The following is a 12,586-nucleotide window of genomic DNA, read 5'->3' as shown; positions in this document are numbered from 1 at the left end:
GAGACGGTCTCTTATTCGTTCACTCAAATTCGCTTATCAAGGTTTGGCCGCAACACACCAAAAACAAAGGCAATTATTCTTACTTATGCAAGGTTTGGCAAAGCTGCTTGTAATCGATGACGACGCCCCGAGTCGCTTGAATATAAGCAATATATTGGAATTTGTTGGAGAGAGTTGCGATGCTGTCAGCTCTAAACAACTGGACGAAGTGGATTGGTCTGGTGTTTGGTCTGGTTGTATTGTCGGCAATATATCCAATGCTCAAACGATGACGCAAGTTATTGCTTATTTGAGCCAAGCGCACCATATTCCTTTGCTTGTCATGGGACCGTTACCTCTTTCTGTTGATGAGCTTCCGAACTATGTTGGAGAGTTAGAGCTGCCTCTTAACTTTCCTCAACTGAGCGAAGCGCTGCGACATTGCAAAGACTTTTTGGGACGAAAAGGTGTCAACGTCGTTGCGTCGGCGCGAAAGAATACGCTTTTTAGAAGCCTTGTAGGCCAAAGTCGTGGTATCCAAGAAGTTCGTCATCTGATTGAGCAAGTATCGGGTACGGAAGCAAACGTATTGATCCTTGGTGAATCTGGCACAGGTAAAGAAGTTGTTGCTCGCAATATTCACTACCATTCAGCACATCGCAATGGCCCATTCGTACCGATTAACTGCGGTGCTATCCCGCCTGAGCTATTAGAAAGTGAACTCTTTGGTCATGAGAAAGGGGCATTCACGGGGGCTTTAACATCTCGAAAAGGCCGCTTTGAGCTCGCAGAAGGCGGCACGATTTTCCTTGATGAGATCGGCGATATGCCAATGCCGATGCAAGTAAAATTGCTACGTGTTCTCCAAGAGCGATGCTTTGAACGCGTTGGCGGTAACACGACGATTAAAGTTAATGTTCGTGTTGTTGCAGCAACCCACCGCAATTTAGAGCGCATGATTGAAGAGGGTTCGTTCCGCGAAGACCTATACTACCGCCTAAACGTTTTCCCAATTGAAATGCCCGCTTTAAAATCTCGTAAGCAAGACATCCCTTTGCTTCTACAAGAACTGATGGCGCGTTTAGAAGCTGAAGGTGGATTGCCAATATGTTTTACACCACGAGCAATTAATTCACTGATGGAGCATCATTGGCCTGGCAACGTGAGGGAATTGGCAAACCTGGTTGAGCGAATGGTTATCCTTTACCCGAATAGTTTGGTGGACGTTAATCACTTACCAACCAAATATCGCTACAGTGATATTCCAGAGTTCCAGCCAGAAGGAAATCCATTTACTTCTGTAGAAGAGCAAGAGAGAGATGTGTTCCAAGACATCTTCTCTGAAGACTTCAATTTTGATGAACAGAGTGATTTGGACCACAACCACAATGCTCCGCAAGCTTTACCACCAGAAGGTGTGAACCTAAAAGAGCTTCTAGCTGATTTGGAAGTCAATATGATTAGCCAAGCATTAGAAGCGCAAGGTGGGGTAGTTGCCCGTGCTGCTGATATGTTGGGCATGCGCCGTACAACACTGGTTGAGAAGATGCGTAAATACAATTTACAGCGCTAGCCCTAGTTAAAATCGACAATAAAACCACACTTTTATGAGTGTCAACTTCTTGTCGAAGGGTTAACTTCATGATAAATATAAAGAATAGCTTGGCACGTTAATTGCGTACCAAGCTATTTTAGTATTTAAATGGCGATATCTCGACAGGCAGCAAATGGACAATAAAGCAAACCAGTCCCACTTAGACTCGGTAGAAAACCAAGTTGAGCAGTACAAGCAAGTTCTGGACGTAATGCCTGCCGGTGTCATCTTGCTCGATACACAGGGTGTCGTCAGAGAGGCAAACCCAGAAGCGCATCGTATTCTTGAAGTACCACTCGTCAACGAAAAGTGGTTTAACATCATTCAGGCGGCTTTTGACCCTCGTGAAGATGATGGGCATGAGATCTCTCTAAGAAACGGACGTAAGGTGAGACTTGCGATTTCGGCCTCGACAACGGGGCAATTGATATTGATCACTGACCTAACAGAAACACGCTTACTTCAATCACGTGTGAGTGATTTACAGCGTTTATCGTCTTTAGGTCGAATGGTGGCGTCTTTAGCGCATCAGGTTAGAACGCCGCTTTCAAGTGCGATGCTTTATGCCTCTAACCTTGCTGCTCCAAATCTACCACCTGCGACAAAAGAGCGTTTTCAAAGCAAATTAATGGATCGACTGCACGATTTGGAAAAGCAGGTCAATGATATGCTGCTTTTTGCTAAAGGTGGTGATAATAAGGTTATTAAGCCTTTCACGATTGCACAGTTAGTGGCCGAATTTCAGCCCATGGTTGAAACCGCTCTCAAGAACAATCAAATCGATTATTTCCAAGAGGTCGAGCAAGAGGATACGGTATTGCTTGGGAATGCCAACGCTATCGCATCAGCTCTTAGTAACTTAGTAATGAACGCGATCCAGATTGGCGGTAAAGAATCCCAAATTGATGTTTTCTTCCGACCAGTGAATGGAGAGCTGCGAATCTCGGTTCAGGACAACGGTCCTGGCGTTCCTGACGAACTACAAACCAAGATTATGGAACCGTTTTTTACAACACGTTCCCAAGGTACTGGTCTAGGGCTAGCCGTTGTGCAAATGGTCTGTCGTGCCCATGATGGCAGACTTGAACTTCTTTCAGAGCAGGGTGATGGAGCCTGCTTTACTATTTGCATTCCACTCGAGCGAGTGCAAGCAGAGTCTGAATAATGCTGACACTGCGAACAAGAATTACTGGAGAATCGTAATGGCGCAAAGCAAAGTGCTTATCGTTGAAGACGATGAAGGTCTTCGTGAAGCATTAGTAGATACACTTGCTCTAGCTGGCTATGAGTGGTTAGAAGCAGATTGTGCAGAAGACGCATTGGTTAAATTGAAATCCAATGCAGTTGATATTGTTGTCTCTGATGTCCAAATGGCAGGGATGGGTGGGCTCGCTTTACTGCGTAACATTAAGCAAAATTGGCCAAACTTACCTGTTTTGTTGATGACAGCGTATGCCAATATTGAAGATGCGGTATCAGCGATGAAAGATGGCGCCATTGATTACATGGCGAAACCTTTTGCGCCTGAAGTGCTGCTCAACATGGTGAGTCGTTACGCACCTATCAAATCGGACGATAATGGCGATGCCGTTGTTGCTGATGAAAAGAGCCTTCAATTACTCGCTCTTGCAGATAAAGTTGCTCGTACTGATGCAAACGTGATGATCCTTGGACCAAGCGGTTCGGGTAAAGAGGTGATGTCGCGCTACATCCACAATGCGTCAAACCGTAAAGACGGTCCGTTTGTTGCCATCAACTGCGCTGCAATTCCGGATAATATGCTTGAAGCAACGTTGTTTGGTTATGAGAAAGGTGCCTTCACTGGCGCGGTACAAGCGTGCCCGGGTAAGTTCGAGCAAGCACAAGGTGGCACTATCTTATTGGATGAAATCAGTGAGATGGACTTAAACCTACAAGCAAAACTGCTGCGCGTATTACAAGAGCGTGAAGTGGAGCGCTTAGGTAGCCGCAAGAGCATTAAGCTAGATGTGCGTGTACTTGCAACCAGTAACCGCGACCTTAAACAGTATGTGTCAGAAGGCAACTTCCGTGAAGACTTGTATTACCGCCTCAATGTGTTCCCAATTTCATGGCCTGCATTATGCGATAGAAAAGGGGATATCGAACCGTTAGCTAAACATCTTGCTGAAAGGCATTGTGGAAAAATGGGAATGCCAGTACCAAGTTTCTCTTACGCTTCAATCGAAAAACTATTGTGTTACCCGTGGCCAGGGAATGTGCGTGAGTTAGATAACGTTGTTCAGCGTGCCCTGATTTTAAGTGACAATGGCGATATCGAAGCTGAGCATATTCTTCTGGAAGGCGTTGATTGGCAGGATGCGAGTAGCCTGCAAAGCGTAGTTCAAAGTGGCAATGTAGTTGTACCAGATGTTAAACCTATCGCGGAAGTGGAACCACTGCGTGGCACGACAAGTAGCGAAGGTTTAGGTGGTGAACTGCGAGACCAGGAGTACGCGATTATTCTTGAAACCCTTATCGAATGTAATGGACGCCGCAAAGAAATGGCAGAAAAGTTGGGCATCAGCCACGTACTTTGCGTTATAAACTTGCCAAAATGCGTGACGCGGGTATAGAAATTCCGGGTTAATGCATGGGTAAATAGCCATGAGACAAAAGAGTAGCTACACTATTGAGCCTATTGTCTTATGGCACGCTACTTGCTGCGTCAATAAATAGATTTATATTAGTCGTCAAACTTTTGGCTTAGAGGTGACAATGAAAATTGATGGTCTTCAATCACAAATGCGTGCCATGATGGTAGAGGCGAGCAATACTGCTCCCGTTGCAACTGGTGCAAAAGTGGGCGCAGATTTTGGTGATCTTTTAACTAAAGCCATCAATAACGTTAACTCATTGCAAAAAGCGTCTGGAGATCTACAAACTCGCTTTGATCGCGGTGACGCTGACGTATCCCTTTCTGACGTTATGATTGCACGAAACAAATCTAGCGTCGCATTCGATGCAACTGTCCAAATTCGAAATAAACTCATTGAGTCTTATAAAGACCTCATGAACATGCCAGTTTAATTTTAGGTAACAAGTGTGGCAGAACAGTCTACAGATTTAACCGTCTCTGATGGCGGAACCGATGGCGCTCTTGTCTCTAGTTCGGATATAGATGTTGAAGGTCAAAATCCAGATCTAGAAGAGCGCAGTGCATCAAAGTTTGATATGGCAGTAGGTGATCTCGATCTACTGCGACAAGTCGTACTTGTACTTTCTATCTCTATCTGTGTTGCGTTAATTGTGATGTTGTTTTTCTGGGTCAAAGAACCAGAAATGCGACCACTTGGCGCGTATGAAACTGAAGAACTTATCCCAGTTTTAGACTACTTAGATCAGCAAAAAATCAATTATAAACTTGATGGTAATACGATTTCCGTCGAAGCGAGCGACTACAACTCAATTAAGTTGGGAATGGTTCGTGCAGGTGTCAATCAAGCGACTGAGGCTGGCGACGATATCCTTTTGCAAGATATGGGTTTTGGTGTGTCTCAGCGTTTGGAGCAAGAGCGCTTGAAACTCAGCCGTGAAAGGCAGCTTGCCCAAGCAATTGAAGAAATGAAGCAAGTTCGCAAGGCTCGTGTCTTACTTGCATTACCAAAGCACAGCGTTTTTGTCCGTCACAACCAAGAAGCTTCGGCATCGGTATTTTTAACTTTATCGACTGGGGCAAACCTGAAGCAGCAGGAAGTCGACTCTATTGTCGACATGGTGGCAAGCGCCGTACCTGGGATGAAAACGTCTCGAATTACAGTGACGGATCAGCATGGACGTCTGCTTAACTCTGGCTCACAAGACCCAGTTTCCGCCGCTCGCCGTAAAGAGCAAGAGCTTGAACGCAGCCAAGAGCAATCTTTGCGAGAAAAAATTGATTCTGTTCTTTTGCCTATTTTGGGGTACGGAAACTATACCGCGCAGGTTGATATTCAAATGGACTTCAGTGCCATCGAACAAACACGTAAGCAGTTTGATCCGAATACGCCAGCGACACGCAGTGAATATGCACTTGAAGATTATAACAATGGCAACATGGTTGCAGGGGTGCCGGGTGCTCTCAGTAATCAGCCTCCTGCAGATGCATCTATCCCGCAAGATGTTGCGCAAATGAAAGACGGTTCGGTGCTAGGCCAGGGCTCAGTACGCAAAGAGTCAACTCGTAACTTCGAGTTGGATACGACCATTCGACATGAACGTATGCAAACAGGGGTGATTAACCGCCAAACCGTTTCCGTAGCTATCAAAGAACATCGCAATGTTAACCCTGACACTGGTGAGGTGACGTATACACCGCTCAGTGAATCTGAAATTAACGCCATCCGTCAAGTTTTGATTGGTGCCGTCGGATTTAGTGAAGCGCGTGGAGACTTATTGAATGTTCTGAGCGTTAAGTTTGCAGAACCTGAAATGGAACAGTTGGCCGATACGCCAATTTGGGAGCACCCTAACTTTAATGACTGGGTTCGCTGGTTCGCAAGTGCACTTGTCATTATCGTGGTCGTTCTTGTTCTTGTTCGCCCTGCTATGAAGAAACTTCTCAACCCTGCGGCGGATGATGAAGACGAAATGTATGGACCTGATGGTCTACCAATTGGTGCAGATGGTGAGACCAGCCTGATTGGCAGTGATATCGAGAGTAGTGAACTGTTTGAATTTGGTTCAAGCATCGATCTACCAAACCTTCATAAAGATGAAGATGTGTTGAAAGCGGTTCGTGCGTTAGTCGCAAACGAACCAGAGCTTGCCGCTCAAGTAGTTAAGAACTGGATGTTGGATAATGGCTAACGATATTGTTCCTCAAGAAGAAAATGCGGGTGTACCTGCAGAAATTGACCCATCAACCATTTCTGGTGAAGAGAAAGCGGCAATTTTGCTGTTGAGTCTCAATGAACAAGATGCGGCAGGGATAATTCGCCACCTTGAACCAAAGCAGGTTCAGCGTGTTGGTAGTTCGATGGCGAGAGCGAAGGATCTTAGCCAGGATAAAGTTTCTGCGGTACATCGTGCATTTCTGGAAGACATTCAGAAGTACACTAACATCGGTATGGGCAGTGAAGACTTTATGCGTAATGCGCTTGTGGCTGCACTAGGTGAGGACAAAGCGAACAACCTTGTAGACCAAATTCTACTTGGTACTGGTTCTAAAGGTCTTGATTCATTGAAATGGATGGATCCTCGTCAGGTTGCCAGCATCATTGTTAACGAGCACCCGCAAATTCAAACTATCGTATTGTCATACCTAGAAGCGGATCAATCGGCAGAAATTCTTTCTCAGTTCCCTGAACGTGTACGTCTCGACCTGATGATGCGAATTGCCAACCTAGAAGAAGTTCAACCTTCTGCATTGGCTGAGCTAAATGAAATCATGGAGAAGCAGTTTGCTGGTCAGGCTGGTGCGCAAGCCGCAAAGATTGGCGGTTTGAAGGCAGCAGCAGAGATCATGAACTACCTCGACAACAACGTCGAAGGTTTGCTCATGGAGCAGATTCGAGATCAAGACGAAGACATGGCGACGCAAATTCAAGACCTTATGTTTGTATTCGAAAACCTTGTCGAAGTGGACGATCAAGGTATTCAAAAATTGCTGCGTGATGTACCTCAAGACGTTCTGCAGAAAGCGCTTAAAGGTGCCGATGACTCTCTACGTGAGAAGATCTTCAAGAACATGTCTAAGCGTGCCGCTGAGATGATGCGCGATGACATTGAAGCAATGCCACCAGTACGTGTTGCAGATGTGGAAGCGGCGCAGAAAGAAATTCTGGCAATTGCAAGACGAATGGCTGATAGCGGAGAAATCATGCTATCAGGCGGCGCGGACGAATTCCTATAATCACTACAGCCCTGCACCATTCTCCGCAGGGCGAATTATCTTCAAAGCTAAGTACACAGTAGGTGCCCCATGGTCGGTGATAGAAAACGTGGCTTTATTCGCCCTGACGAAGAGGATTCGATGGTTGAACCTCAGCGCTGGGGGTTACCAGACTATGCCGATGCCAGCTCTAAGCAGGCGAAAGAGACCGCCTTTAATTATGACCCAGGGTGGGTGCCTAATTTTGATGAGCCTGAAGAAGAGCAAGTTCTTGAATTAACAGAAGAGCAAATCGAGTTAATTAAGCAAGGAGCGTATCAAGAAGGCTTGCATCAAGGCCAAGAAGCTGGTTTTAAGCAAGGCTACGAAAAAGGTAAAGATGAAGGCCTACAAGCAGGCCATGCAGAGGGCTTAGAACTCGGTAAAGTCGAAGGCGTGACTGCAGGTCAAGAGTACATTCAGCAACAAGTTGAGACCTTTATTAACCTTGCTAACCAATTTGCTCAGCCGCTTGAGTTGATGAATGCTCAGGTCGAAAAGCAATTGGTAGACATGGTGTTGTGCCTTGTAAAAGAAGTGGTTCATGTAGAAGTTCAAACGAATCCTCAAGTCATCCTTGATACGGTGAAACAATCGGTGGAAGCACTTCCAATCAGTGGACACCCGATCACTTTGCATCTTAACCCCGATGATGTCTCTATTATTCGCTCTTCTTACGGGGAAAGTGAGTTGGAGTTCCGTAACTGGACGCTTGTAGCAGAGCCTGCGTTAAATCGTGGTGATGTACAGATTGCCGCGGGAGAGTCGAGTATTAACTACCGAATGGAAGAGCGCATCAAGCAAGTGATTCAGAGTTTTTGTGGAGCTAATCGCCATCAAGGAGGTGAGTAAGCCATGCTTGCGTTAGCTGAGCGCCTCAAAAGCTACAAAATCGAAGGGCTTACCACGAGACCAGTTGCCTCAGGGAAGCTCGTTAGAGTTGTGGGCTTAACACTAGAAGCAACAGGCTGTCGTGCTCCAATTGGTAGTTTGTGCTTGGTTGAAACTATTTCCGGACATATGGAAGCAGAAGTCGTAGGTTTCTCTGGTGACAATCTATTTTTGATGCCGAGTGAGCAAATCACAGGCATTCTTCCTGGCGCGAGAGTGACGCCACTGACCAGCGAAGCAGGCCTGCCGGTAGGCATGGAGCTTTTGGGGCGCGTTATTGATGGCGTTGGTAACCCGCTTGATGGATTGGGTCCTCTGTACACAGAGCAACGTGCATCTTTCAATGCCGAACCCATCAACCCTCTGTCACGTAAACCGATCTCTGAACCACTCGATGTTGGCTTAAAAGCGATTAACGGTTTGTTGACGGTTGGTAAAGGTCAGCGTATCGGTCTGTTTGCAGGTTCTGGTGTTGGTAAATCGGTAACTCTAGGCATGATGACTCGAGGAACTACTGCTCAAGTTGTGGTGGTTGGCCTGATTGGTGAGCGTGGCCGAGAAGTAAAAGAGTTTATTGAGGAGATTCTTGGCGAAGATGGACGACGTCGTTCTGTTGTTGTCGCCGCCCCTGCTGACTCGTCACCTCTGATGCGTTTGAAAGGTTGTCAAACGGCGCTAACGATTGCCGAATACTTTCGAGACCAAGGCTTAGATGTCTTGCTTCTAATGGACTCACTAACCCGTTTTGCTCAAGCTCAGCGTGAAATAGCTTTGTCGGTCGGTGAACCGCCAGCAACTAAAGGCTATCCACCGAGTGTTTTTGCTAAGCTTCCTGCGCTCGTGGAACGTGCTGGTAATGGCAGTCCAGAGCAAGGGTCAATTACGGCATTTTTTACAGTATTAACAGAAGGTGATGACCTTCAAGACCCAATTGCTGATGCATCACGAGCGATTCTTGATGGTCACATTGTACTTTCTCGTGAAATGGCGGATGCCGGTCATTACCCTGCTATTGATGTAGAGAAGTCAGTCAGTCGAGTTATGCCGCAAATTACGACTGAGGAGCACGTTCTGATGTCAAAAGCGGTACGTCAGGTATTGTCGATTTGTCGCAAGAACCAAGACTTGGTGTCAATCGGAGCCTACAAGCCGGGCACCGATCCAGCTATTGATGGTGCATTTACCATCAAACCAAAACTGGATGAATACCTACAACAGCGGATGAAAGAGTCGGTTCCTTACGACATGTGTGTGAATATGTTGAAAAGCCTCTTGGGTGGGTAATAACCTATGAATAATGCGATGGAATTCTTGCTTGAGCAGGCAAAAGAGCGTGAAGACCAAGCAGTGCTTGCACTCAACAAAGCGCGCACTGAGCTAGAAGATTACTACCGCCAAGTAGAACAAATCGAAAAGTATCGTCTTGATTACTGCCAGCAGCTCGTAGACCGTGGTATGGCGGGGCTTACTGCAAGTCAATACGGGCATTTGAATCGATTCCTCACGCAATTAGATGAAACACTATCTAAGCAGAAGCAAGCAGAAACCCACTTCAAGGAACAAGTAACGAACTGCCAAGATTACTGGTTAAACATGCGTAAAGAGCGCATGTCTTACGAGTGGATGATTGAAAAGCGCGAGAAAGAAAAACAAGCGGCGGAAGCGAAGCGAGAGCAGAAGCAAATGGATGAGTTTTCTACCTTGCTCTATAGTCGAAAGCCACAACGTTTCTGAGTTTTATCACTCGACGGTTTCAAGCAAGGTGCGTAGATAGCGCCTTGGTTATTTCCTTCAAACCCGTAAGTGAATCGAGTCCCATTACTACCATTCTTTGAGTCAGTGCCCAAGGGCGCGGCGAATCTATTCGCTAAACAATGTCATCATAATTGTGTGCACCAACATGAACACAGCTACCTAACATTTGTCTCCCTTCGAGCACGAGTGAAAATTTCGTTCTTCTTTCAACCAGGTTAACCACAGTTCAGTTTGGTCTCTTTTTATCTGCTGTTGGCGTGATTTTTGCAGATTAGCTATCAATATCGGGTCTTGTGACCTAAGTTTGCCGCCAAAGTGCAATCCGACAGCGATATGCTCAACGCTGCCGATGATGAGAGTGTTTATATGAATGTGAATTTATCGAATGTTTCTGCAACCAATAAGGTGTCGGTCACCGATTCTTCTAGTAAGGTTGTTGAAGATAACCCTGAAAGCAAAGGTTTTTTTGAAACCTTAGCTGGGGTGTTTAGTGATTCACAAAAAGCAGAGAAGGCGGTGGCAAAATCTGATGCACCTGACGCTTCGGTAGAGACCAAAGACGAAGTGGTTAACGATGCTTCAGCAGACTCAGAAGCTGAAAGCCAAGCAAAAGTCTCTGCGGAAGGTGGTGAAGCTGATAAAGTCGCTTCCACAGAGTCGACCGATGAACTGCTTGAGCAGAGTGAATCCAAAGCAGCAGGTGCACAAAGTGGCGACCACGAAAGTAAATCAATTAAAGCTGAATTAGATACCGCAAGTCGTTCCACCTCTCCAGACTCTAGCGAAATGACAAAGGGAGCGGAGGCGACGTCGACTGGTTCTGAATCCGCTTCATTGGCTGCGAAGCCAACTCAAGACTCTCAAACGAACATTGCCCAAACCAAATCTTCCGAGCAACCACAGACCGAGCAAGTGAAGAGCGCGATGGGAGAAGGTCAGCAGCTACTTGGGCGTATTGAGCAAGCAAACCAAACGCTTCAATCAAACGAGCTTTCTGTAGATAGTGGCAAAGCATTGCCACCAGAAAGCGTTATGGTGTCGGCGGGCGCGAGTAATGTGCAAAGTGCTCGCCTAACTTCGGAGCAACAAAAAGCTTTAGCGACAGATACGTCTATCAAAGGGATGGAGACGAATTCTTCGGTTGACCCTGAAAAAGTGATGCTAGACGCTGATGGCAAGCCGCTAGTTGTCGCTTCGAATGCGTCAAACGTACAACATGTGCCAAACATTTCTCAGCCACAACAAGGTGGTGACATCCCATCAGCGGCGCAGATTGATTGGAACTCACCAAGCACACAGGCGGTCCATGCGGAAGCGATGGTGAATGCGACGACCCAAGCAGCCGTCAATGGTCAAGTCGTAGCACAAGGCGCTCAAGCGCTAGTCGGTACAGAAGCTCTTAATCAGGCAATACCACTAGAAACAGCACCACTAGAAAGCGAGGCAGTTGAAGTACAACGCGTAGCTCTTGCTGAGCTGGACATTATTGATACCAAGTTAGCGCAGGGTGAGCCTCTGTCTGCAAAAGAAATCGAGATAATTGAAGGGCTAAAATCTGGCGAGTTGGTCGCGGATATCCCAGAGCAAGAGTTAGCCCAATTTGTCGCTTTACCTAGTGATGTGAAAGTGGCGATGGCCGAGCATCAAGCAACGCTTAATCAAAGTCGCGTAGCGGCTTCAGCTGCGAGTGCTCAACAAGCGCACCAACTTGCTACGCAAGACCTAAAACATGCAGTAACGCAAGCCAATGTGCAAACAACGGTGACATCAAATGCAGATAAAGCTGCGGCGATGGCGGCAATGCCAGATGCCTTGGTTGCAGCCAATATGACCCCTGCAGCGCACGCAGGTGCGAATCTAGACTTGAGTAAAAAGGCAATGAGCGCAAGTCTAGCGGCTGGCGCACTGAAAGGCACTTCACACCAGCAGGACAAACCAGAAGCCCAGCATGGTTTAGCGGGACAAATTCAAGCAGCAGCAGGTCAGCAAGGCGTAACGGCCCAGCAACAGGCGCGAGTTGATGCGGCTCAGCAAGCTCAACTACCACTGCAGCTAACCAAAGAGTTGGCCAATGAACAAGTTGCAGAAAAAGTGCAGATGATGATGTCGAAGAATCTTAAGAACCTCGATATCCGCTTAGATCCGCCAGAGTTAGGGCGTATGCAGATCCGCATGACAATGAACAACGATTTAGCCAATGTTCATTTTACGGTTAGTAATCCACAAGCTCGAGATTTGATTGAACAGACGCTACCTCGTTTAAGAGAAATGCTTGCTCAACAAGGTATGCAGCTTGCTGACTCTTCTGTTCAGCAGCAGAGTAGTGGTCAACAACAAGGGTATACCGCATCAGAACAGTCTGGAAAAGGTGGCTCAGAGCGAGGTTTTTCTGGCCAATCAGATGAAAACTTTGATGCTGATGTGAATCTTGATTTGAATGTGACTTCAAAGCGTGATGGAATTAGTTTTTACGCATAAAATATCAGAGTTTTAGCGTC

The 12,586-nt window shown here is 46.5% G+C and carries 9 protein-coding genes and 1 pseudogene; all 10 read left to right on the top strand.

The genetic code is table 11. The features are described from left to right. Positions 1-85 precede the first annotated feature (85 nt). The 10 genes and pseudogenes from B853_RS10815 (at position 86) to B853_RS10770 (ending at position 12,566) form a co-directional block, all read left to right on the top strand. Positions 86-1,552 carry a sigma-54 dependent transcriptional regulator gene (locus tag B853_RS10815; protein ID WP_038884880.1) on the top strand — a complete coding sequence of 489 codons (1,467 nt, stop codon included), beginning with the start codon at positions 86-88 and terminating at the stop codon, positions 1,550-1,552. Between the two features lie 154 nt (positions 1,553-1,706). Further along, entirely contained in the window at positions 1,707-2,738 is a 1,032-nt protein-coding gene (locus tag B853_RS10810; protein ID WP_010449629.1) for a sensor histidine kinase, read from the top strand. Positions 2,739-2,775: 37 nt separating this feature from the next. Continuing rightward, positions 2,776-4,181: pseudogene (locus tag B853_RS10805) on the top strand (sigma-54-dependent transcriptional regulator). A 128-nt stretch (positions 4,182-4,309) separates the two neighbouring features. Beyond that, a complete protein-coding gene (gene fliE / locus B853_RS10800; RefSeq protein WP_010449625.1) occupies positions 4,310-4,621 on the top strand; it encodes a flagellar hook-basal body complex protein FliE in 312 nt (103 codons plus the stop codon). 15 nt (positions 4,622-4,636) lie between these two features. Next, entirely contained in the window at positions 4,637-6,379 is a 1,743-nt protein-coding gene (fliF, locus tag B853_RS10795) for a flagellar basal-body MS-ring/collar protein FliF (RefSeq protein WP_010449622.1), read from the top strand. Continuing rightward, positions 6,372-7,424 carry a flagellar motor switch protein FliG gene (fliG, locus tag B853_RS10790; RefSeq protein ID WP_010449620.1) on the top strand — a complete coding sequence of 351 codons (1,053 nt, stop codon included), beginning with the start codon at positions 6,372-6,374 and terminating at the stop codon, positions 7,422-7,424. The genes fliF and fliG overlap by 8 nt, the downstream gene beginning before the upstream one ends. 69 nt (positions 7,425-7,493) lie before the next feature. After that, the gene (fliH, locus tag B853_RS10785; protein ID WP_010449618.1) at positions 7,494-8,294 is read left to right on the top strand and encodes a flagellar assembly protein FliH; all 801 of its coding nucleotides are present in this window, start codon (positions 7,494-7,496) and stop codon (positions 8,292-8,294) included. Positions 8,295-8,297: 3 nt separating this feature from the next. Then, positions 8,298-9,617 (top strand): flagellar protein export ATPase FliI, encoded by a 1,320-nt coding sequence (fliI, locus tag B853_RS10780; RefSeq protein WP_038884877.1) that lies wholly within the window; start codon positions 8,298-8,300, stop codon positions 9,615-9,617. A gap of 6 nt (positions 9,618-9,623) precedes the next feature. Beyond that, entirely contained in the window at positions 9,624-10,067 is a 444-nt protein-coding gene (fliJ, locus tag B853_RS10775; RefSeq protein WP_010449614.1) for a flagellar export protein FliJ, read from the top strand. A gap of 387 nt (positions 10,068-10,454) precedes the next feature. Continuing rightward, positions 10,455-12,566 carry a flagellar hook-length control protein FliK gene (locus tag B853_RS10770; RefSeq protein ID WP_038884886.1) on the top strand — a complete coding sequence of 704 codons (2,112 nt, stop codon included), beginning with the start codon at positions 10,455-10,457 and terminating at the stop codon, positions 12,564-12,566. Positions 12,567-12,586 lie beyond the last annotated feature (20 nt).

The sequence above is a fragment of the Vibrio rotiferianus CAIM 577 = LMG 21460 genome, assembly GCF_002741985.1.
In the GTDB taxonomy this organism is placed as follows: Bacteria; Pseudomonadota; Gammaproteobacteria; order Enterobacterales; family Vibrionaceae; genus Vibrio; species Vibrio rotiferianus.
The sequence above is the reverse complement of the archived record's forward strand: the minus strand, read 5'-3'. Positions and strand labels throughout refer to the sequence as shown.